Raw genomic sequence first — 21,663 nt, 5'->3', positions numbered from 1 at the left:
TTGCCCACCCGTTGGCCCAGGAGGTTTTGTTCCGTGAAACGCCCACGCCCAACTGCTGCGGTGCTCGTCACCGCAGGGGCGCTCTGCCTCACCGCGCTGCCCATCGCCCTGGCCGGTGCCGCCAACGCGGCAGGCCACGTCGTCTCCGTCGCGAAACAGCGCGGTGTCACGACCAGCAGCGTCACCCTTGTCACCGGCGACCGTGTGACGGTCGGCAAGGGGGACGGCCATCCCCCCTCCGTCTCGGTGACTCCCGCTGCGATACCCGGCCGCCACGTCGCGTTCAGCACCTGGACCGATGACAAGGGCGACGTCCGCGTCGTGCCCAGCGACATGATGCCGCTGCTCGGGACGGTGCTCGACGAGAGCCTGTTCAACGTCAGCGCCCTCATCCAGGACGGATACGACGACAAGCACAGCACCTCGCTGCCGCTGATCGTCCAGCACGCTCCGGACGCGGTCCGCAAGGCCGGTGCGCTTGCAGGCCCCTCGGTGCACGTCGGCCGGGAACTGGCCAGCATCAACGCCACCGCGGTCGGTGAGATCCGGACCAAGGCCGCCGAAGGCCTCGGCAGGGCCCTGGCGAAATCGGGCGAGGAAGCGCTCGCGCGTCGCGGCAGGGCCGCGACCACCCTTGACGGTGCGATGGCCGGCGTCACGCACGTGTGGCTGGACAGCAAGGTCAAGGCCACCGACCTGGACTGGAACCTGAACAAGATCGACGCCCCCGCCGCCTGGGCGGACGGCGGCACCGGGAAGGGGGTGACTGTCGCCGTCATCGACTCCGGCATCGACACCTCTCACCCCGACCTGAAGAGCCAGGTCACGGAGTCGGTCAACTTCTCCACCGACACCGACGCCGTCGACCACCTCGGTCACGGCACGCACGTGGCGGGCACCATCGCCGGCACCGGTGAGGCCTCCGGCGGAGCCCGTAAGGGGGTCGCCTTCGACGCCAGACTGCTCAATGTCAAGGTGCTCAACAGTGATGGCTCGGGTGCGTACTCCGACATCATCGCCGGTATGGAGTGGGCGGCCCAGCACGGCGCGAAGGTCGCCAACATGAGCCTGGGCGGCGGCCCCAGCGACGGGACCGACCCTGCCAGTGAGGCTGTCAACGAGCTCACCGCGCAGTACGGCACCCTGTTCGTGGTCGCGGCCGGCAACGAGGGCAAGCCTCAGACCATCGGCGCCCCGGGCGCTGCCGACTCCGCGCTGACGGTTGCCGCCACCGACGGAGACGACGCCGTGACCCGGTTCTCGTCCCGCGGACCGCGCATGGACGGCGCGTTCAAGCCTGACATCTCCGCCCCCGGCGTCGGCATCATCGAGGACCGTGCAGCCGGCACCTCCATGGGTGAACCGGCCGGTCAGTACTACACCGCCATGTCCGGTACCTCGATGGCCACGCCGCACGTCGCGGGCGCGGCAGCGGTGCTCGCGGCACAGCACCCGGAGTACACCGCCGCGCAGTTGAAGTCGGTGCTGCAGTCCAGCTCGCACACCCTCGGCTGGCAGGCGCCGGCCGTCGTCTTCGGCTCCGACCAGGGCGCCGGCCGTCTGGACACTGGCGCGGCTCTCGAGCAGCAGGTCGTCCCCGACCGGGCGACTTTCGACTTCGGCCGGCTGACCTGCGACGACACCGCGCCGATGACCCGTAAGGTCACCCTGTCCAACAACGGCAAGGCCACGGCGTCCTTCGGCCTGTCCCTGCATCTCACCGCCTCCAACAACCTGGCCGCCGCGCCGCAGGGTATGGCCACGCTGTCCGCCGACCAGGTGAGCATCCCAGCCGGCGGCTCGCAGACCGTCACGCTCACCCTGAACCCCGGCGACACTCTGGTGGGCGAGTACGCCGGCGAGGTCGTGGCGACCCCGCAGGGCGGCGGTGCGCCGCTGCACCTGGCGATCGGCTTCCAGAAGTCCGACCTGTGCAGCCTGCACGTGTCCGCGCTCGGCCTGGACGGCAAGCCGACCACCGCCGGTGGCTATTTCGTGGACCTGGACAGCGATCACCACGACTTGGTGGCGATCCCCGCACGCGGAAAGACGATGCTGCTGCCCCGGGGGCACCGGCTGAGTTTCGCCATGACGGTCGGCCAGCAGGAATCCGACGGTCACACCGCCCTCGCGGCCTTCAACGTCCCGCAGGTGGTCGTCGGCCGCGGCAGCAACGTCGTGATGGACATGCGCCAGGCGAAGCCGGTCACGGCCGACATCCCCAGCCGGAAGGTCGCGACAGCGATCACCGCACTGACCTCGATCCGCAGGACAGCCGACGGAGTCGGCAACGCCGAGACGGCCCTGCTGTCCACGGACGGTGACACCAGCGTCGACTTCTACGCAGGCCAGACCGGGGACGCCCTCGTCGACGGCACTTTGACGACCGAGCAGTACTTCCGCCTTGTCGACGCCGCGCACGCTACCGACACCGGGCACGCCACACAGGTGTACGACCTGGCTTACCCGGGCAACTCGTTCCCCGCCGACATGCGGCACGTGCTGTCGGCCAAGGACGTGGACAAGCTGGCCCGGATCGACGCGGACTACCGCAACCTCAACTACGCCGACGAGACGCGGGGGGACTACGAGCAGCGCCTGCCCTCCTTGAACGGTCAGCCGGCGGTCATGGTGCGAGACAGGGCATCGGCGATCGCACTCCCGATCAAGCGGACCGAGTACGTCACCCCGGGGGTTGCCTGGCACCACTGGTTCGAGCACTTCTCCGCCAGCAACTGGATGGGCACGCAGCTGCTGTCCGCTCCCAAGCAGTACAGCGTCGGTGAGCGCACCCACGAGGACCAGCTCGCCGGCCCGTTCACCGGCATCGGCACCGGTGACATCGACGCGAAGTCGATGACCGTTTGGATCCGAGACATGTCGGACACCGCCGGCAACACCTTGTGGAACGACAACCCGGCCGGAAGCGAACCGGGCTGGGGCCAGCGTACCCAGGTGTGGCAGGACGGCCGGCCGGTCTTCGACTTCTCCGACTACGTCGGCGGCTTCGTGATGAACTCCCCATCGGCTCCGACCACGTGGAAGGTCCGGCGCGACTACTCCACCCCGGGGAAGCTGACCAGCGGCAACGACACACACACCGTGTGGGAGTACCGCACCTCGCCGGTGACCTCCGCCAGCGTGGCCGTGCCGATGCTGAACGTCGCGTACGACATCCCGCTCGACGCCAACAGCCAGGCCAGGCCGGGCCGCCCGCTGCCGATCAGGCTGGCTGTCCGCCGGGCGCCGGACGCTGCGGGCAGCCGCGTGGTGTCCCTGGACGTCAGCTACTCCACCGACGGCGGGGCGCACTGGCAGCAGCTCAAGGGCAAGGCCAAGGACGGCCGCTTCTTCGGTGTCCTTCCGGCCAAGGCCCTGACGGCTGGACACACCGTGGCGCTCCACGTCACGGCGAAGGACGACGCCGGCAGCTCCATCGACCAGAAGCTGAACGACGGCATCGTCGTCAGGTGAACTGACGGCTGATCGCACGCCGGAGTGGGCCAGGTCCCCGGACCGCTCCACTCCGGCGTCGCGGCGCAAACGCGCCCGTACCACTACGCCTTCCTGCCGGCGCTGAGCAGCGCGGTGAGCGCGTCGTTCACGGCGTCGCGCATCTTGACGGTGTCGGCCAGGGTGTTGACGGAGAAGGTGACCTGCCGACTGTTGTCGGCGGTGGTGAAACTGTACGTCTTGAAGGCGGTCGCCGCCCCGATGTGGCCGTACGCGGTGCCGTACGCGGGATCGTCCTTACGGCTCAGTCCGAGCCCGTACGACGAACCGTCGTCCAGGGACTGCATCGCCTTCATCTGGCCGAGCAGGCGGGCCGGCAGCAGCCTGCCGCCGATCAGCGCCTTGAAGAAGCTGCTCAGGTCATGTGTGGTGGAGACCAACGTACCGGCGGTCGACGCCCACGACAGGTTGGTGTCCGTGAAGTCGGTACAGGTGCTGTCCGGGCCGTCCAGGTGCATGTAGCCGCGAGCGTGCAGGCCGTGGATGCGGATGGTGTCCCCGGAGAAGTAACTGCGTTGCAGCCCCAGCGGCTTGAGGATCCGCTCGGTCATCTCGTGCTCCGCGCTGTTGCCGGTGACCTTTTCGATCAGCATCCCGAGCAGCACGAAGTTCGTGTTCGAGTAGTGCCCGTCGGCTCCGGGGGCGAAGTACGGCTCGTGTGCGGCACTCTCGGCGACCAGTTGCTGCGGGGTCCAGGACTTGAACCGCGACGCGTACATCTCCCCGAAGCCCCCGGGCCAGAGGGTGTCGGTGTAGCCGGCGAGCCCGCTGCGGTGGTTCAGCAGCTGGCGGACCGTGATCTTCTTCCCGTTGGGGACCAGACCCGGCAGGTAACGCTCGACGGGGGCGTCGAGCGAGACCTTCTTCTCGGCCACGAGCTGGAGCGCTGTGGTGGCGGTGAAGGTCTTCGTCACACTTCCGGCGCGGAAGAGCCCGCCGACGCGCAGTTTCTGCGGGCGTTCGAGGCCGGCCGTGCCGCTGCTGCTGTTCCAGACGCCTGCGTGTGCGTCCCGGACCTCCGCGATGACGCCCGGTGCGCCCGCGGCGGTGATGGCGTCCAGAGCCTGCTGTATCGCCGATATGTCCAGCGAGCGGGGCCCGTGCGACGTGGCGGAGACGACGGGAGCGTGGGTGAGGGGGGCCGCGAACGCGGGAGCGGCCAGGGGGAGGGCCAGGGCGGCGGTTATCAGGGCGCTGGTGGCAAGCACGGGAAGGCGCATCAGGGGTCCTCTTGGATAACGGAAGGCGGCCGTCCCACCGCTCAGGTCACTCCAGCCGGCTGCGGAACAACAGCAGACAGGAATCCGTCCGTGACGTGAGACGGGTCCGGCCGGTGGGCGTGCGTTCTTCGAACTGTGTGCGTGGCGATTCGGCCCCTTGCGCAGTCCTAACCCTCGTCGACAATTTGCCCCTGATCATCACTCGATCGGACTATTTCACGGCTCAGCCGATAGGACGAGTCCGCAAAGTCCTGACCGCGGCAGCGCTCCAGCGGGTGGCCGTTCGGCGGAATCCGCGATCATGGCCGGCGCCCTCGTCCCGGCCGTTGTCCTGCTGGCCTTCGCGCCCGACACCGATCGCAGGCAGTCCCGGACCGACATCAGCGACGTTCATGCCGGACTGCGTCGGCCACCCGTGGCTCGTCACGCAGTGAGGTGAGCACGACGTTCGGCGGCGGGCCTCATCGACCGTGCGCACGGCAGCCCGTGCGCACGGCCCGATCCACGCCGCCTCCACCCACCGTCCCCCGGTGGTTGCCTCCGGCGCCATGGCCCACCCACCGCATCGCAACTGCTGTCCTTGTCGCCGCCGACGAAGACGCGGCCCTGCCTGGGTGCCCATGCTGCTCCCGCGCCCTCCTTGTGCTCGTTTCGGGTGGGGATGACATGGGTGGGGCGCCCCGGAGTGAACACGACATCATGGAAGGGGTCAGGGTCATGGAGGAGAGCAGGACGACGGCCGGCAGCCTGTCCGGCGGCCGCGTCAGGGCACAGGCCGAACCCGAGCAGGTGCGGCGCACGATCGACGAGGCGTTCGCGGCGGCCGGATCCGGCGGCTTCGTTCACGCCGTCGACATCGACAGCGGTGTGCAGTTCGAGTACGGGGCGGACAATCCGGTGCTCTTGGCCAGTGTCTGCAAAATCCCGGTGCTGGTGGAGCTGTACGCCCGAGGTGACGAGGGCATCCTCGACCTGAGCAGCCGCGTGCATGTGCAGGAGAGCGGCCGGTCGCCCGGTCCGACCGGGTTGTCGGTCATGCTCGACCCGGTCGACGTCTCCTTGCGTGACCTGGCCTACTGGATGATGAGCGTGAGCGACAATGCGGCGACGGACGTCCTGTGCGACCTGCTCGGCATCGATGCCATCAACGCCAGGATGGCAGGGCTGGGGCTGAAGGAGGTCCGGCTGGAGGGGACGTGCCGCGACATCTACGACGCTTTCGACGAGGAACTCGGCGGCGTGGACGCCCTGGACCTGAGTGATGCGGAAGCCGAGCGGCTGCGGTCCTGTCGCGTACTGCACGTCCCGTCTGCCACGCGCGGGACACCGCGCTCGATCACCACTCTGCTGTCGATGATGTGGCGGGACCAGGCGGCGTCGGCCGGGGCGTGCGCGGCGATGCGCCGCATCCTGGGGCTGCAGGTGTGGCCGCACCGGCTGCGCAGCGGTTTCCCGGATGACAGGGTGACGGTCGCGGGCAAGACCGGGACGTTGCCGTTCGTCCGCAACGAGGTCGGCGTGGTGGAGTACCCGGACGGCGGCCGGTATGCCGTCGCTGTGTTCACCTGCCCCGATGCGCTGGCGTATGTGAACCCTCCGGCCGACGCCGTGATCGGCACCGTGGCCCGTGCCGCCGTCGACTACATCCGGGCGGCGCAGCCGGCCGGCTGACCTGCCGGTTTCGTGCCGGACGCCCGGGCGCGGCCGCACCGCCGCTCGCCGACCCGTGCGAAGCACCGCCGGCAGCCGGACCTCCGTGATTCGACTGCCGGCGGTTCTCGGGCCCGCACTCCGGGTCCTACCGCAGGGTCTGCAGGTTCACGTAGGTGCGCGAGATCGTGAACTCCTCGAGCGCGTCGGGTTGGACATCGACGCCGAAGCCGGGTGCGTCGGGCACCGGCAGGTGGCCGTAGGACAGGACGAAGGGCGCGGTGATGTCCTGGGCGTAGTAACGGGCGGACGCCGAGATGTCGCCCGGCAGGACGAAGCCGGGCAGCGCGGCGAGCGCCACGTTGGCGGCCCTGCCGATCCCTGTCTCGAGCATGCCCCCGCACCACACCGGGGCTCCCATGGCGGCGCAGACGTCGTGGATGCGCCGGGCCTCCAGGTAGCCGCCGACACGACCTGGCTTGATGTTGATGATCGTGCAGGCGCCGATGGTCAGCGCGTCGGCCGCAGCGCGCGCCGAGGTGATCGACTCGTCCAGGCACAGGGGCGTGCGGATGCGCTGGGCCAGTTCGGCGTGGCCGCGCACGTCGTCCTCGGCCAGTGGCTGCTCTATCAGCAGCAGACCGAACTGGTCCAGTTGGGCGAGCCTGGGTGCGTCGGCGACGGTGTACGCGGTGTTGGCGTCGACTTGGAGCAGCAGTTCGTCGCCGAAGCGCTCCCGCACGGCGCGGACGGGTTCCACGTCCCAGCCGGGCTGGATCTTCAGCTTGATGCGCAGGTACCCGGCGTCCAGGTAGCCGGCCACCGCGTCGAGCAACCGGTCGGTCGAGTCCATGATTCCGACGGAGACACCAGCGGGAACCTTGTCGTGTACTGCGCCCAGGTAGCGGGCGAAGGGCAGGCCGGCGGTCCGCAGTTCGGCGTCGAGAACGGCCATCTCCACGGCGGCCTTCGCCATGCGGTGGCCCTTGACGGGGGCGAGCAGCGGCGCGATGTGGGCGGCCGTTATCTCGGGAACCGCGGCGAGCCGGGGCAGGAGGAAGTGCTGGACGACGTGCTTGGCACCGTCGCTGTACTCGTCCGAGTACAGCGGGTCGCTCATCGCCACGCACTCGCCCCAGCCTTCCGCGTCGGGGGTGAGCAGGCGCAGGAGCAGCAGCTCGCGGGCGTGCTGGGTGCCGAACGAGGTGCGGAACGGCTCGACGAGCGGCAGCCGTACGCGCCGCAGTTCGCATCCGGCGATCTTCACGACGGGTTCCTCCGGGTGAGTAGGTAGTGCCCGGACCGGGTGTAGGTCCGGATGCGGTAGCCCTCGGCGAGGGCGCCGGTCAGGGCGGTGCGCAGGGCCAGGCGCCAGTGCGCGGCACCGGCGGGGTCCTGGTGGCGCACGGCCTCGATGTCCGGGGGGATCCAGCACAGCTGGGCCTGCGCGTCGGTGGGGTGCGACTGGGGGCCGCCGTCCGGGCCCTGTACGAGGCGGGGCTCGGCGTGGGCGGCGGCATCCGGCTGTGCGGGGCGGCGGCCTGGCACGCCGTCGAGCAGATCGATGACGTGGGGGGCGAGCAGCGGCCAGGAGAGGTGGAGTCGGTCGCTGTGCTGGCCTTGGTTGATCCCGTCACTCATGTCGCCGTAGAAGTCGGTGAGGTACTCGGTGGCGCGGGCACCGAGTTTGACCAGGTTGAAATAGGCGTTGCGCCGTACCAGCGGGTCGAAGGTCCAGGTCACGCTGTCGATCCCGCGGCGGATGGCCCAGGCGCGCTGGTGGAGTTTGAGCGCGAAGCCGATGCTGCGCCCCTGCGCGCCGGCGTGGACGCCGCTGATATGGGAGTGCAGGGTCGGCCCCTCGCGCAGGCCGAGGAAGGCGACGGACGCGCCGAGCAGTTCCTCGCCGTCGAAGGCCCCCACCACGTAGTTGCCCGCGTGGGCGAGCGCCCGCATGACGTCGGAGTTGAGTGGCGGCCGGTCGGTGTTCCAGATGTCCGCGAACAGCAGGGCCGCGCTGGTCAGTGCAGGGATGTCGCTGAGTTCGCGCACCTCGACCCCGGCACGGGCCTGGGCGGCCGCCGCGGCGGCCGCGGCCCCGTCCAGTGCATCGGGTACGGCGCCCGGGAGGGCGGCGATGGGTGAAGTAGCCACCCCCTCACTCTGTTTGCATCCGCGGCCGAGTGCTTCGTCGTGGCATATCAATCCCGGCCTGGGACTTGGTGGGGTACGACGACGTGGAGGCCTTCGGCGGGGGTCGGCGCTGTTCTTGCCTCGCAGACCATCAGCCGCAACTGCAGCCAGGTCACCAGGCGTTCGTCCGCGTTGCCCAGGTCCACGCCGAACAGCTCCCCGAGGCGGCGAATGCGGTACCGGAAGGTGTTCTGGTGGACGTGCAGGCGGTCCGCTGCAACGGTGGTGTCACCGAAGGCGTCGAGGTACGCCAGGAGGGTCTCGGCGTACCGGGTCCCCCTCTCGGCGTCGTGGCGCAGCATTGCGGTGACCGAGGCGAGATGGATCCGCGGGTCGTTGGCGATGGTTTCTTCGAGTTCCAGCAGGATCGCCTGGCAGCGCACGTCTTCGATGGTGGCGACGCGGGCGCGCAGTGGTTCGGCGGCGAGCACGGCCAGGACCCGGTCTGCCTCCAGGCGCGAGCGCGGTACGTCCGCGAAGTCGGCCACCGCGGATCCGATGCCGGCCCGCAGCCGGGTGTGCAGCGACTGTTCGCAGCGGGTGATGACGGTTTCGGCCAGTGATGCCACTCGTGTTTGCGGTATGTCCTCCGCAAGGGGGAGCAGGGCGTAGACGACCTGTCCCTCGACCACGCAGGAGGTGGAAGAGGTCAACGTCTCCGCGCAGGCCATCACCAGGTCTGCGACCTGCAGCCCGAGGATGTTGACCGGGGTGTTGGAGCAGGAGGGCAGTTCGAGGGCGAGCACGGTCATCCGGCCGAGGTCGATGCCGAACCTGGCCGCGGAGGGGGGCTTGCCGGCGAGCAGGGAGCGGAGCAGTTCGCCGCGGGCCCGGCGTTCCAGCTCGGTGGCGCGGCGCAGCCTGAGCAGGTGGAGCGTGGCCGCCTTGGCGGCGTCGGCGAGTGCCTGCTCCGCCTCGGGGCCGAACGGGGTGCTGGACTCCACCGCCCAGAGGGAGCCGAGGAGTTCGGTACCGGCCCGGATGGCCACCGCGAGGCGGGGCAGCGGCGAGGCGTCACCGATGCGGACGACGCCGGCAGCGCGCCACAGCCGCCGGTAGATCCGCAGGTAGTGGTCGTCCAGGGGGACCTGCCGCCCGAGGATGGTGTCGCGGCGTGCGTCGTCGATCGGCTGGCCGGGGAGGTTGGAGTAGGCAAGGACCCGCTGCTGGGGATCCTCGACGGTGATGGCACCGCCCACCATCGCCGCCACGGCGTTGGCCAGGGAGAACAGGTCGCCGACCGCGGCGGCCGAGGGAAATCCTGGCGCGTCCTGCCCGAAGGTTCCCGCGGCGGCGGCGAGCAGCGCGTCGATGTGCCGCCAGGGAATGACATCGGCGACGGCGAGGACAGCGACTCCTGCGGCGGTGGCGGCCTCGACCAGCGGGCCGGTGTCCGCTCCGCGGGTCTTGAGGGCGATCGCCGCGGCGCCTGCCCGGCCGAGCGCGGGCAGGGCGTCAAGGAGGGCCGCGGCGTCGGGACACACCCCGACGGCCAGCAGGATCGCGCCTTCGTGGGCCGGGCCCTCCTCCTCGGTGACGTCCAGGACGCTGTGCCCGGAGATCGGGATGTCACATCCCGCCGGCGCGGCGAGCAGACGGGCGGCGGATGTCCCGAGCAGGTCGAGTATCCGCGCCAGGGAGGGATGCGCGTAAGGGTTCGTCACGTTCCGTCCTTCCAATGCCGCTTACGGTCGCACGCCGCACCCGGCGGGGATATGTGCCGGGCCACATGGTCGCCACACCGGATTGGTCGCGGAAGACGAGGTGAAGGTGTGGGCCTTTGGCGAGACTGCCATCCCGCAGGCAACCACCGTGAGGAGACGTGGCGTGTACGAGCTGAAGTTGTGCGGGGGCACCGTCTACGACGGCCTGGGTTCCCCCGGCGTGCGGGCGGACGTCGCCGTGACGGGCGACCGTGTCAGGGCCCTCGGGCGCGATCTGGGGCCCGCCCGGCGGGAGATCGATGTCGCGGGGATGGCCATCGCGCCGGGGTTCATCGACCCCCACAGCCACTCGGACATGGTCCCGATGATGCCCGATCCGCAGCCCTTCAAGCTGCTCCAGGGGGTGACGACCGAGATCGCCGGCAACTGCGGCTACTCCGCCGCCCCGATGGACGACGCGGCCGCACGGGAGGCTCAGGCGCTGTTCGGCGACCTCGCGGCCGGGGCCGCGTACACGGCGCGCTCCTTCGGCGCGTACCTCGACGACATCGAGGCCGCCGGTCCCACCAACCACCTGGCCGTGATGGTCGGGCACCACACGCTGCGGCTGAGGGCGAACGGCATGCGCCGCAAGCTGGCCCCCGAGGCGCTGGCGGCCATGTGCACGCTGGCAGACGAGGCATTCGCCGCGGGGGCCGCCGGCTTCTCCAGCGGTCTGATCTACACACCGGGGGCCTACGCCGACGTCGAGGAACTGGTGGCACTGGGCAAGGTCGCCCACCGGTGGCAACGCCCGTACGCGACCCATATGCGCGACGAGAGCGACGCTTTGGAGGCCGCTCTGGACGAGGCGATCGAGATCGGCCGGCGGGCACGCATCCCGGTGCAGATCTCCCACTGCAAGGCGGCCGGCCGGCCCAACCACGGCAAGTCCGCGATCCTGCTGGACAAGCTGCACGCGGCGCGGGTGACCGGCGTGGACGTCCGCGGCGACGTGTACCCCTACCTCGCCGGAGGCACCATGCTCCACGCGATGCTGCCCCCCGAGGCGCTGGCCGGGGGCGCGAAGGCGCTGCTGGCCCGGATGGCCGACCCGGCCGAGCGTGCCCGGCTGCGTGCCAGGGCCGAGGACCCGGCGCAGGCGATGGCGGCGGGCCTGTGGCGCCAGGTGACGCCCGCCGACGTGCTGATCAACCGTCACCGGGACACCTCGGTCGCCGGCCGGACCCTCAAGGAGGTCAGCGGCGCGGGCGACGCGTGGGAGGCCCTGTGCTCCCTGATCACAGCCGACGTGAACGCGATGATCGTGCCGACCATGATGGCCGAGTCGGACCTGCGGACGATGATGGCCGATCCCCTCATCGGCATCGGTTCCGACAACGGCATGCCCACCGGGCTGGATCATCCGCGCACCTGGGGTTGCTTCCCCCGGTTTTTCGGCTGCTACGTGCGCCAGGAGGAAGTGGTGGACTGGCCGGAGGCGGTCCGCAAGGCGACCTCGGCGACCGCCGCCCAGTTCGGCCTCGCCGGACGCGGCTGGGTGGGGCCCGGCGCGATCGCCGACCTGTGCGTCTTCGACCCTCGGACGGTCGGCCATGACGGCACCTACACGGTGCCCGACGTCAAGCCGACGGGCATCGTGTACGTGGTGCTGGCTGGGGCTGTCGTGGTGGACGGCGGGGAGTTCACCGGTGAGCGGCGAGGCCGTGTGCTGCGTGCGGGCCACGGCGAGCGAGCCGCCAAAGCGGCGGTGGCCCGGTGAAGCCCGCCGCGCTGCTGGCCGCGGCCGCCGCGCAGGCGCCGCGGATGCGGGCCGAGCTGGCCGCGCTGGTGGAGCAGGAGTCCTTCTCCTCGGACCTGCCGGCCCTGCACGCGTGTGCGGACCTGGTCGCGGAACTCGGCGCGCAGGCGCTGGGAAGGGTGCCCAGGCGGTTGGAGTTGCAGGGTCGGCCTCATCTGCTGTGGCCGGGTTCGGGCACCGGGGACGTGCTGGTGATCGGCCACTTCGACACGGTGTGGCCGACCGGCACGCTCGCCGGATGGCCGTTCACGGTGGATGGCGACCTGGCCAGTGGCCCCGGTGTCTTCGACATGAAGGCCGGCATCGTGCAGATGTTCACAGCCCTGCGGCTGCTGTCGTCGCCGCAGGGCGTCGCGGTCCTGCTCACCAGCGACGAGGAGCTCGGCGCTCCGTCCTCGCGTGAGCTGATCGAGGACACCGCCCGCGGCTGCCGGGCCGTGCTGGTGCCGGAACCGAGCGCAGCCGGGGCGTTGAAAACGGCGCGCAAGGGCATCGGCGCCTACCGGCTGCACGTCCGCGGGCGGGGCGCGCACGCGGGGCTGGAGCCGGACAAGGGCATCAACGCGACCGTGGAAGTCGCCCATCAGGTGCTGCGCATCGCCGCGCTGGGCGATCCCGGCGCAGGCACCAGCGTGACCCCGACCGTCCTGTCGGGCGGCTCCTCCATGAACACGGTTCCCGAACGGGCCTTGGTGCAGGTGGACGTGCGGGCATGGACGGCGGCCGAGCTGGAACGGGTGGACGCCGCCCTGCGCTCGCTCGAGCCCGTGGCCGCCGGCGCCGGCCTGGAACTGGACGGGGGTGTCAACCGGTACGCGCTGGAGGCCTCCCATTCGGCACATCTGTTCGCCTCGGCCGCGCAGGAGGCGAAGGCGCTGGGGCTGGCCCCCTTGCGCCGCGCGGCGGTCGGCGGCGGCTCGGACGGCAACGTCACCGCCGGGCTCGGGGTGCCCACCCTGGACGGGCTGGGCGCGGTCGGGGATCACGCGCACGCCCGGGGCGAGTACGCCGACGTGTCCGCGATGTCGCAGCGGGCAGCACTCATGGCGGCGCTCATCGGGCGGCTGCTCGGCACCGGCTGAGCAATTGCCCGACGCAGGGCTCGGGGGCGGGCGCTCCCGGCGCAGGCCCCCGGACTGTGGTCCTCGTGCCGCCGCATCCGGCCACGGGCGCGGCGGTACGAGGGGCGCGTGTTCAGCTGGTCTTCGGCGTGGCGCGACCTCCGAAGTGGAGGTAGCGGGAGCTGTCGCCCAGGGTGTAGAGGACGACGGGTGTCCACGCGGCGAAGTCCTGTTCGCGGGTGACGAAGAGGCCGGCGTCCGGATCGACGGCGGTCAGCGGCATCCGGTGCGGTGGCTCCTCGAGGCCGGCCAGCCCCTCGTTGTGGGTCACGGTGAGGTGCGGCGTGCCGTCCTCGCACGGGGCGAGGTCCATGTGCACGCCGTGCCGCTCGTAGCTCCCGTACCAGTCGGCGAGATCCACGCGGAGGGGCTCGGCGGGCGGCTGCGGCGGCCCGGGCACGCGCAGCCCGGCGCTCTCAGGGAGGACCTCGTTCGCGACCGCCTGGAACAGCTCCCGGGCGCGTCCGCCGTTGGTGAGCAGGACGATGACGACGTCCCGGTCGGGGAGGATGCGCAGGAACGCGCTTTGGCCGATGGTGCCGCCGTCGTGGCCGTAAAGGGTCCGGCCCTCCCAGGTCGGCAGGAACCAGCCCAGGCCCCAGTGGTCGGCGATGGTCCAGCGGTCCGGCACCGCCACCTGCGGCTCGCGCATCATGCGCGCGGACGTGGCGGACAGTACGCGGGTGCCGTCCGCGGCCGTGCCGTCGGCGAGGTGCATACGGGCGAAGGTGACGAGGTCCTCGGCGGTGGCGACGACGATGCCCGCCGGTCCGGCCGAGCGGGGGATGTCCCAGCGCGGCGCGGGTCGCGGCCAGTCGTCCACTCCGCCGTCGGGCACCGGCAGGTGCCCCATGGCCGCCCGGAAGCGCAGCACGTCCTCGGGCAGGGTGAAGGTGCGGTCCATGCCCAGAGGGGCGAGGAGACGCTCGCGCAGGGCGGTGTCCCACAGCTGGCCGGTGAGCACCTCGATCACCCGGCCGGCGATGGCGAAGCCGGTGTTGCAGTACGACTGGGTGGCACCGATGGGGTGCGACTGGCCCAGCTCCGCGCATCGGGCGATGAACCGCTCCAGCACGTCGTCCCCGCGGCCGGCGTCCGTGAAGACGTCGCCCTGGATGCCGCTGGTGTGGGTGAGCAGGTGACGCATCGTCACCGACGCGGTCACGTCCGGGTCGGCCACCTTGAACCGGGGCAGCACCTTCACCACCGGCTCGTCGAGGTCGAGCAGCCCCTCGTCCACCAGTTGCATCACCAGGGTGGTGGTCAGCGTCTTGGTGATGGAACCGATCTGGAACAGCGAATCGGTCGTGGTCGGCACTCCCGTACCCCGGTTGAGCACGCCCGCCGCCGTGAGAGTGGTCCGGCCGCCCGCGTGGACGGCCAAGCAGGCGCCGGGCACGCGGTACACGCGGGCGAGCTCTTCGAGCCGTCGTCCCAGTTCTGCCTGGTCCAGTGTCACCGTTGCTCCTTCGTCGCGGTCTCTTCATCGGTGGCGGCCGCCGCGGCGAGCGAGGCGTGCCCGCCCCTCGACAGGCCGTCGCGTTCTTCGCCGATCTTTGCGGCGTCCCGGGTGGGGCCGCCGGCCATGAGGTTGCCGGCGGCCGCCAGGTCGTCGGCGAAGTGGCAGGCCACCCGGTGGGGTCGCCTCGCCGCGTCGAGCTGCGGGTCCAGGGTCAGGCACACCGGACGGGAGGCGTTCACGCGCGGCCCGACGGGGCAGCGGGGGTGGAAGCGGCAGCCCTGCGGAGGACGGTGGGGATCGGGGGCGTCCAGGTCCCCGGGCGGCGTGGTGATCTCGCGCCAGGACCGGCCCAGCCGGGGCACGGCTGCCAGCAGGGCCCTGGTGTAGGGGTGGCGGGGCCGGGACAGGAGCTCCTCGGTGGGGGCGGCCTCCACGATGCGGCCCAGGTACATCACGGCGATGACGTCGCTGACGTACCGGACCACCTCGAGGTTGTGCGAGATGAACAGCATCGAGGTGCCGGAACGGCTCCGGATGTCGCGGACGAGGTTGAGCACCGCGCCCTGCACGGAGACGTCGAGGGCACTGGTGATCTCGTCGGCGATGATGACGTCGGGGCGCACCGCGAGCGCCCGGGCGAGGGCCACCCGCTGCCGTTGGCCGCCCGACAGGCGCCCAGGGAGCATGTCCGCATGCTGGGGGGACAGCGCGACCAGTTCCAGCAGTCGTCCGATCTCCCGGCTGCGCTGCCGGCGTGTCAGGCGCGCACCGGCGCGGGCCTGTAGCGCCTCGTCCACGCTCGCCCCGACCTTCATCCGCGGATTGAGCGAGGCGTAGGGGTCCTGGAACACCATCTGGATCCGCCGGCGGCGGGCTGTGTCGCAGGTGATGTCCTCGTCGTCCAGCAGGACCTGGCCCGCGGTGAGGGGAGCGAGTCCGACGATGGCGCGGGCGAGGGTCGATTTGCCCGAGCCCGACTCGCCGACCAGGCTGACGATCCTTCCCGGGGGCACGGTCAGGCTCACGCCGTCGACCGCCGTCATGGCGCGGCGACCCCGCCCGTACCGTACGGTCAGCCCTTCGATCCGCAATCCGCTCATGCCGGTCCCACCTCGGTGGTCGTCGTACCGGTACGGCCCGCCGGAATCGGCGGACGCGGGTGCCAGCAGGCGATGCGCCGCCCGTCGCGCACCTCCAGGGGCGGCTGCTCGCTGCGGCACTGCTCGGATGCGAACCGGCAGCGCGGTGCGAAGGCGCAGCCGCAGGGCATCTCGAGGGGCTGCGGGGGCCGGCCGGGGATGGTGGCCAGCGGCTGGTCCCGGTCGCTGGTCATGTGGGGCACGGCCGCCAGGAGCGCCTCGGTGTAGGGATGGGCGGGACCGTCGAGCAGGGAGGTGAGGCCGATGTCCTCGACGATCCGGCCTGCGTACATCACCACCACCCGCTGACACAACGAGGTGACGACCGAGATGTCGTGCGAGATCATCAAGATCGCCGCTCCGGTGTCCTCGTTGATCTGGCCCAAAAGCCGCACGATCTGTTCCTGCACGGTCACGTCGAGCGCGGTGGTGGGCTCGTCGGCGATGATCAGTGCGGGTTCCCCCATCAGACCCATGGCGATCATGGCGCGCTGTCGCATGCCGCCGGACAGCTCGTGCGGGTACTGGGCCATTCTGATGGCGGGGCTGGGGACACGGACCTGGTGCAGCCGGTCCTGCGCGAGCCGCATCGCTTTTGCGCGTGGCAGGCCGAGGTGGACCTCGCTGGCCTCGGTGAGCTGACGCCCCATCTTCAGTGCGGGGTTGAAGGAGCTTTGCGGGTCCTGGAAGACCACCGCGGTCATCGAACCCAGCAGCCTGCGCTGCTCGGGTGCCCGCAACGATGCGGGGTCCCGTCCGGCGATCTCCATGAGGCCGGCGGTGACCCGCCCCGGCTGCGGCACGAGCCCGGCGATCGCCAGGGCCGTCAGCGTCTTGCCGCTGCCCGACTCGCCGACGATGCCGACCTTCTCGCCGCGCCCCACGTCCAGGGTGACGCCCCGCACGGTGTGCACCGGTTTGGCCGGGCTGGGGAAGACGACCGAGAGGTCGTGCACGCGCAGCGCGTACGCGTCGGCCGTCGGCCCGGCCGTCTCCTGCCCGGCCGTCTCCTGCGCGGCCGTTGCGGCCTGCGGTGGGCCCGCGGTGGTGCGGCGCAGTGCCCCACCGAACCAGCGCGGACGGGCGGTTCGGGCGGTGGCCGGGTCGCGGCGGACGAGGGCGGCCGCGCTCTCGCCGAGGGCGTTGAAGACCAGCCCGGCGATGACGATGGCGACGCCGGGCGCGAGGGCCGCGGCGGGGGCGGTGTAGATGCGGTTGAGGTTCTCGCTGAGCAGGCGCCCCCAGTCGTAGGAGGGCGACTGGACGCCCAGCCCGAGGAAGCTCAGCCCGGACAGGGCGATGAGCATGCCGCCGACCTGCAGGGTCGTGGTCACGATCAGCGGTTCGGCGATGTTGGGCAGGATGTGACGCAGCGTCAGGCGCCACCGGGACACCCCGAGGATCCGTGCGGCACTGACGTAGTCCGAGCCGGACACGGACGAGGCGAGGGTGTAGGTCAAGCGCGCGTAATTGGGGGCGGTCGCGATACCGAGGGCCACCACCGCACCTGTCGCTCCGACACCGGCCACGGTCGCGACGCACAACGCCAGCAGCAGCGCGGGGAACGCGATCGCGGTGTTCATCGCCGATTCCCATGCCCGGCGGCCGCGGTGGCCGAGGACGGTGGGGAACGCGCCGAGCAGCACGCCGGCCGCCGAACCCAGGGCCGTCGCCGACACCGCGAGGACCAGGGAGAGACGGGCCCCCGACAGCACGCGGGCGAGCATGTCCCGGCCCAGGCTGTCGGTGCCGAGCAGGTGCCGTGCGGAGGGTCCCTGCTGGGCCGCGGCCACATCCAGGTGCGAGGCGTCGGCGCCCCAGATGACGGGGCCCGCAACCGCCAGGAAGAGCAGCAGGAGCAGGCCGAGTGCGCCCGTCATTCCTGTGGGGCCGATCCGGCAGGCGTACCGGCTGCTGTGCGTGGTCACCGTTCTTCAGCTCCTCGTGAGGGTCGAGCGGGGGTCGAGCAGACCGAGGGCCACATCGACGACGAGGTTCACCGCCAGCACCACCGCACCCAGGAGCAGGACGATCGCCTGCACCAGCGGGTAGTCCTGGGCGACGATCGCGCCCACCACGGTACTGCCGAGCCCTGGCCAGGCGAAGACGTTCTCGACCAGGACGCTGCCTGCGACCAGCGCAGCGAACAGGATGCCGCCGACGGTGAGCCCCGCGGTGAGCACGTTGGGCAGCGCGTGGCGCAGGTAGAGCAGCCGCGCGGGCAGGCGCTTGCTGCGGGCGACCTGCACATGGTCCTGCCCAAGGACGCGGGTGGTCTCGGTGCGGATGATGCGCGCGAGCTGGCAGCTGGGACCGAGAGCCAAGGCGAGCACGGGCAAAAGGTAGGAGGCGGGTGTGTCGGCGCCGGCGGGTGGCAGCCAGGGCAGTGTGACCGCGAAGACGAAGACCAGACCCACGCCGATCAGGAAGTCGGGGACGGTGGTGCAGATGCCGGTCACACTGGTGAAGGCCAGATTCGCGCCGCGGCGGCGCCCACCGTAAGTGGCCACGGCCACCCACATACCGGCAGGGACGGCCACCAGCGAGGTGAACAGGAACGCCAGACCCGCCAACTGCGCGGTCGCCGGCAGCCGGGTGGCGATGACCGACGACACCGGATCACCGCTCGTGATCGAGGTACCGAGGTTCCCGGTGAAGACGCCTCCCAGGTAGTGCAGGTACTGCGTCAGCAAAGGTTTGTCCAGGCCGAGTTGGGCTCGGCGGGCCGCCACCACGGCGGGGTCGGCCGTGATGCCCAAAGCGGACCGCACCGGATCCCCGGGGACCAGGTGGACAAGCAGGAACGAGGCGGTGATGACCACGAAGAGCGAGATCGCCAGGCGTACCACGCGTCTGATCACAAACCGTGCCCAGGGGGAGGACCGCCTGATGTCCTTCCCCTGGCGCTCGGCGCCGGCGACGACCGCCCGAAAACCGTCGCGCGGGACCGTCACGGGGCCCGGGGATGGCTGAGCCATGGCGTGGTGTCCCCTCAGTTGGCGCGCAGCCGGATACTGGTCGGCAGGGGCATCTCGCCGGACATCTCGAAGGTCGCGCCGCGCCCGAAGTAGCTGACGTACCGCTGGGCGATGGGGACGACGTCGGCTCGGGCGAAGAGCGCCTTCTCGGCCTCGGCCCACACCTGACAGCCGGGCCGGCCCGGGGTCGGCACCGCCTGGGCGACCAGCTGCTCGTAGGCGGTGTTGTGGATGCCTGCGAAGTTGGATCCCTTGGGGGCGCCCGGGCCCGAGAAGAAGCTGACGCTCTGTGACGGCAGCTGGGTGGCCAGGTTGATCTCCGGGGTGACGTCCCAGTTGTCGCTCTGGAAGACCGCCTGCAGGAAGGCAGCCGAGTTCAGGCTCTTCACCCGCACGTCGACCCCGAGCTTCTTCCACGCGGCCGAGAACAGCTCCATGCCCGCCGACGCGTTCGGCCGGTCGGAGGAGTACATCGCGGTGAGGCTCAGGCGCTTGCCGCCCTTCGACCTGACCCCGTCCGCGCCCTTGCGCCAGCCCGCCGCGTCCAGCGCGGCGCCTGCGGCCGCCTCGTCGAACGCGGGGATGCCCGCCGCAGCGCCGGAGTCGTCGCAGATCAGCGGCGGCACGCCCATCGTGGTGTTACCGATCTTGCCCTGCCGGTCGGTGAGCACATCCGCGATCTGCCCGCGGTCCAGGGCCTGCGTGAGCGCCTTGCGGACCACGGGGTCGGCGCCGGGATGGCCCGGGTGCTCGTTGAACACCGCCAGTGTCCCGCCGTCCTCGAAGCGGTACTCCTTCATGGCGCGCATCAGCCGCTCCCGGTCGGGGCCGTTGACGACGCTGCCGTTGAGGGCGCCGCTGGTGAGGAGGTTGGCTGCGGTGGTGTCATTGTTGACGATCTTCAGGACGATCTTCTGCGGGGCTCCGGGCACATTGATCCTGGCGCCGTCGGGCCCCCAGGCGTACGTGTCGCGGCGGACCAGCGTGTAGTGGTCGTTGGGCACGGCCTCGGTCAGCCTGTACGGGCCCGATCCACTGCTGGTCCTGGCCAGTGCGGTGGGGTCGGCCGTGCCGCGGCCGCACACCACGAAGAAGGCGGACAGCGACGGGAGCAGCAGGCCGTAGGGTTTGCCGGTGGTGATCGTGACGGTGCCCGCGGCGTCGTCGGCCTCGGTGGTGAAGTCCGGGCCCGGCAGCACGATGCCGAGCAGCGGCGAGGCGGCCTTGGGGTCCTTGAGATAGTCCAGGTCCTTGCTGACGACGCTCGGGGTCACCGCCGAGCCGTCGGAGCACGTGACGCCCTTGCGCAGCGTCAGCGTGACCGATGAGGGGGTGACGTCCCACTTGGTCGTGATGCCCGGGATCGGGTTTCCCTTGTCGTCCAGGGAGACCAGCGGGTCGTAGGCATAGGACAGCAGGTCGTTGGCCGCCGCGACAACGGTGTGGTACGGGTCGAGCTTGCCCGGGTCCTGCGACAGGGTCGACGTGAACGTGCCGTTGCGGACATAGGCGCCCTGATTCTCGGCACCTGAGCCCGAGGCCCCTCCAGCGCAGGCCGTGGCGGCGAGCGCGATCACACACAACATTGCTGTCCTGGTTCCGTGCAGTCTCATAAGAAGCCTCCAGCAGCCCACCGTGGCGGTGAGGGATGCGCAGGAGCATCCAGCCGCCACGCCCCGGCCGTCTTCGTCGCTGAGCACCAGATGGGCACCTCGCGTTCGTCGCCGGACCCCAAGGCGCCGGATCCGCAGGCGGATTGCTCGCGACGGTCGGCACCTGTCCCGCCAGGGGCACGGCGGCTTTACCGGGACTCTTGCAGAAGGCCCCGGGCGTTCACGCCGGGGATGAATGCGTCTCAAGACTGCTCTGACGTGCACGTTAGAGCGGACGTTTTTGCTGCTCGATGTACTGGCGCACGATCGCCAACGGTGCTCCTCCGCACGATGCGGAGAAATACGGGGGCGACCGCAGGTGCCCGTGCATGATGGTGCGGTTGATCCGGCTGGTGAATTCCTGCCGTATCCGGCGGGCGGAGACGCCCTTGAGGCTGTTGACCAGCTTGGAGACGGCGACCTTGGGCGGGTAGTGCACGAGGAGGTGGACGTGATCGCGTTCGCCGTTGAACTCCTTCAGCTCCGCTTCGAAGTCCTCGCAGACCTTGCGCATGATCTCTTCGCAGCGTGTCAGCATCTCGTCGTTGAACAGCCCGCGCCGGTACTTCGTCACGAAGACCAAGTGCACATGCATCGCCGAAGCAACGTGCCTGCCCTGTCTGTGGTCGTTCTGTGCGTCTATGAGACCAATCGTAGTAGTGTCGTTTTCATGCAGCTTCGCTACAACTACCGGGCCTACCCGGATGCCGCCCAGCGCCGTGCGCTGGCCCAGGCGTTCGGGTGCGCGCGGGTGGTGTGGAACGACTGCCTGCGTGATCGCAAGGAAGCGCACGCGGCGGGGCTGCCGTATGTGAAGTCGGCCGCGTTGTCCCGGCTTCGCATCACCCAGGCCAAGCGCACCGAGGAACGCGCCTGGCTCGCCGACGTCTCGGCGGTCGTCCTGCAACAGTCTCTGCGGGACCTGGACGCTGCCTACAAGAACTTCTTCGACAGCCTCAGGGGCAAGCGGCAGGGTCGCAAGGCCGGCCCTCCCCGCTACAAGTCGAAGAAGGACACCCGGCAGTCGATCCGCCTGAACACCAACGCTTTCTGCCTCCAGAGCGACGGCAGGGTGTACGTGGCCAAGGTCGGCAACGTCAAGGTCAAGTGGTCCCGCAGGCTTCCGGCCGCACCCACGTCCCTGACCGTCACCAAGGACAGCTGCGGCCGGTACTTCCTCAGCTTCGTCGTGGACACCGAGCCGGACATCCTCCCCGGCGTTCAGACCGACGCCGGTATCGACCTCGGCCTGTCCGCCTTCGCGGTCCTG

At 70.7% G+C, this 21,663-nt stretch carries 15 protein-coding genes; 5 read left to right on the top strand and 10 right to left on the bottom strand.

The window, feature by feature from the left end:
• The first annotated feature begins 33 nt into the window (after nucleotides 1-33).
• Complete coding sequence (locus tag ABT085_RS16895; protein WP_351607619.1) at nucleotides 34-3,474, top strand: S8 family serine peptidase; 3,441 nt, start codon at nucleotides 34-36, stop codon at nucleotides 3,472-3,474.
• 83 nt (nucleotides 3,475-3,557) lie between these two features.
• Here the strand turns inward: ABT085_RS16895 and ABT085_RS16890 are convergent, their stop codons facing one another.
• Nucleotides 3,558-4,733 (bottom strand): serine hydrolase domain-containing protein, encoded by a 1,176-nt coding sequence (locus tag ABT085_RS16890; protein ID WP_351607616.1) that lies wholly within the window; start codon nucleotides 4,731-4,733, stop codon nucleotides 3,558-3,560.
• A gap of 717 nt (nucleotides 4,734-5,450) precedes the next feature.
• On the opposite strand from ABT085_RS16890, the gene ABT085_RS16885 reads away from it, so the two are divergent.
• Nucleotides 5,451-6,404: a serine hydrolase gene (locus tag ABT085_RS16885; RefSeq protein ID WP_351607613.1), complete on the top strand. Its 954-nt coding sequence runs from the start codon at nucleotides 5,451-5,453 to the stop codon at nucleotides 6,402-6,404.
• A gap of 127 nt (nucleotides 6,405-6,531) precedes the next feature.
• Here the strand turns inward: ABT085_RS16885 and menC are convergent, their stop codons facing one another.
• From menC to ABT085_RS16870, 3 genes are read right to left on the bottom strand one after another with little or no spacing between them, the layout of a single operon-like run.
• Nucleotides 6,532-7,650: an o-succinylbenzoate synthase gene (menC, locus tag ABT085_RS16880; RefSeq protein WP_351607610.1), complete on the bottom strand. Its 1,119-nt coding sequence runs from the start codon at nucleotides 7,648-7,650 to the stop codon at nucleotides 6,532-6,534.
• A complete protein-coding gene (locus tag ABT085_RS16875) occupies nucleotides 7,647-8,537 on the bottom strand; it encodes a GNAT family N-acetyltransferase (RefSeq protein ID WP_351607607.1) in 891 nt (296 codons plus the stop codon). Before ABT085_RS16875 ends, menC begins: the two co-directional genes overlap by 4 nt.
• Nucleotides 8,538-8,584: 47 nt before the next feature.
• Entirely contained in the window at nucleotides 8,585-10,240 is a 1,656-nt protein-coding gene (locus ABT085_RS16870; RefSeq protein ID WP_351607605.1) for a PucR family transcriptional regulator, read from the bottom strand.
• Between the two features lie 163 nt (nucleotides 10,241-10,403).
• On the opposite strand from ABT085_RS16870, the gene ABT085_RS16865 reads away from it, so the two are divergent.
• Together ABT085_RS16865 and ABT085_RS16860 are read left to right on the top strand one after the other, a co-directional pair.
• Nucleotides 10,404-12,002: an N-acyl-D-amino-acid deacylase family protein gene (locus ABT085_RS16865; protein WP_351607603.1), complete on the top strand. Its 1,599-nt coding sequence runs from the start codon at nucleotides 10,404-10,406 to the stop codon at nucleotides 12,000-12,002.
• Complete coding sequence (locus tag ABT085_RS16860; RefSeq protein ID WP_351607600.1) at nucleotides 11,999-13,123, top strand: M20 family metallopeptidase; 1,125 nt, start codon at nucleotides 11,999-12,001, stop codon at nucleotides 13,121-13,123. The genes ABT085_RS16865 and ABT085_RS16860 overlap by 4 nt, the downstream gene beginning before the upstream one ends.
• A 112-nt stretch (nucleotides 13,124-13,235) precedes the next feature.
• Here ABT085_RS16860 and ABT085_RS16855 read toward each other — a convergent pair whose 3' ends face one another.
• From ABT085_RS16855 to tnpA, 6 genes are all read right to left on the bottom strand, one after another.
• The gene (locus ABT085_RS16855; RefSeq protein WP_351607597.1) at nucleotides 13,236-14,621 is read right to left on the bottom strand and encodes a serine hydrolase domain-containing protein; all 1,386 of its coding nucleotides are present in this window, start codon (nucleotides 14,619-14,621) and stop codon (nucleotides 13,236-13,238) included.
• Nucleotides 14,618-15,724: an ABC transporter ATP-binding protein gene (locus tag ABT085_RS16850; protein WP_351607591.1), complete on the bottom strand. Its 1,107-nt coding sequence runs from the start codon at nucleotides 15,722-15,724 to the stop codon at nucleotides 14,618-14,620. Before ABT085_RS16850 ends, ABT085_RS16855 begins: the two co-directional genes overlap by 4 nt.
• The gene (locus tag ABT085_RS16845) at nucleotides 15,721-17,691 is read right to left on the bottom strand and encodes a dipeptide/oligopeptide/nickel ABC transporter permease/ATP-binding protein (RefSeq protein WP_351607587.1); all 1,971 of its coding nucleotides are present in this window, start codon (nucleotides 17,689-17,691) and stop codon (nucleotides 15,721-15,723) included. Before ABT085_RS16845 ends, ABT085_RS16850 begins: the two co-directional genes overlap by 4 nt.
• Before the next feature lie 6 nt (nucleotides 17,692-17,697).
• Complete coding sequence (locus ABT085_RS16840) at nucleotides 17,698-18,741, bottom strand: ABC transporter permease (RefSeq protein ID WP_351607582.1); 1,044 nt, start codon at nucleotides 18,739-18,741, stop codon at nucleotides 17,698-17,700.
• Nucleotides 18,742-18,755: 14 nt separating this feature from the next.
• The gene (locus ABT085_RS16835; protein WP_351607580.1) at nucleotides 18,756-20,327 is read right to left on the bottom strand and encodes an ABC transporter substrate-binding protein; all 1,572 of its coding nucleotides are present in this window, start codon (nucleotides 20,325-20,327) and stop codon (nucleotides 18,756-18,758) included.
• 292 nt (nucleotides 20,328-20,619) lie between these two features.
• Nucleotides 20,620-21,036, bottom strand: coding sequence for an IS200/IS605 family transposase (tnpA, locus tag ABT085_RS16830; RefSeq protein ID WP_351607628.1), 417 nt, complete (start codon nucleotides 21,034-21,036; stop codon nucleotides 20,620-20,622).
• A gap of 27 nt (nucleotides 21,037-21,063) precedes the next feature.
• On the opposite strand from tnpA, the gene ABT085_RS16825 reads away from it, so the two are divergent.
• A partial coding sequence (locus ABT085_RS16825; protein ID WP_351607577.1) for an RNA-guided endonuclease InsQ/TnpB family protein occupies nucleotides 21,064-21,663 on the top strand: 600 nt, incomplete at its 3' end.

It is taken from the genome of Streptomyces sp. NPDC002265 (assembly GCF_040296125.1).
GTDB lineage: Bacteria > Actinomycetota > Actinomycetes > Streptomycetales > Streptomycetaceae > Streptomyces.
This window is presented reverse-complemented; position numbering and strand designations above follow the sequence as displayed.

Excerpts from the sequence above, each read along its gene's own strand:
- ABT085_RS16850 (WP_351607591.1), bottom strand. The coding sequence starts at position 15,724 with ATGAGCGGATTGCGGATCGAAGGGCTGACCGTACGGTACGGGCGGGGT.
- ABT085_RS16885 (WP_351607613.1), top strand. The coding sequence starts at position 5,451 with ATGGAGGAGAGCAGGACGACGGCCGGCAGCCTGTCCGGCGGCCGCGTC.
- ABT085_RS16890 (WP_351607616.1), bottom strand. The coding sequence starts at position 4,733 with ATGCGCCTTCCCGTGCTTGCCACCAGCGCCCTGATAACCGCCGCCCTG.
- ABT085_RS16840 (WP_351607582.1), bottom strand. The coding sequence starts at position 18,741 with ATGGCTCAGCCATCCCCGGGCCCCGTGACGGTCCCGCGCGACGGTTTT.
- ABT085_RS16835 (WP_351607580.1), bottom strand. The coding sequence starts at position 20,327 with ATGTTGTGTGTGATCGCGCTCGCCGCCACGGCCTGCGCTGGAGGGGCC.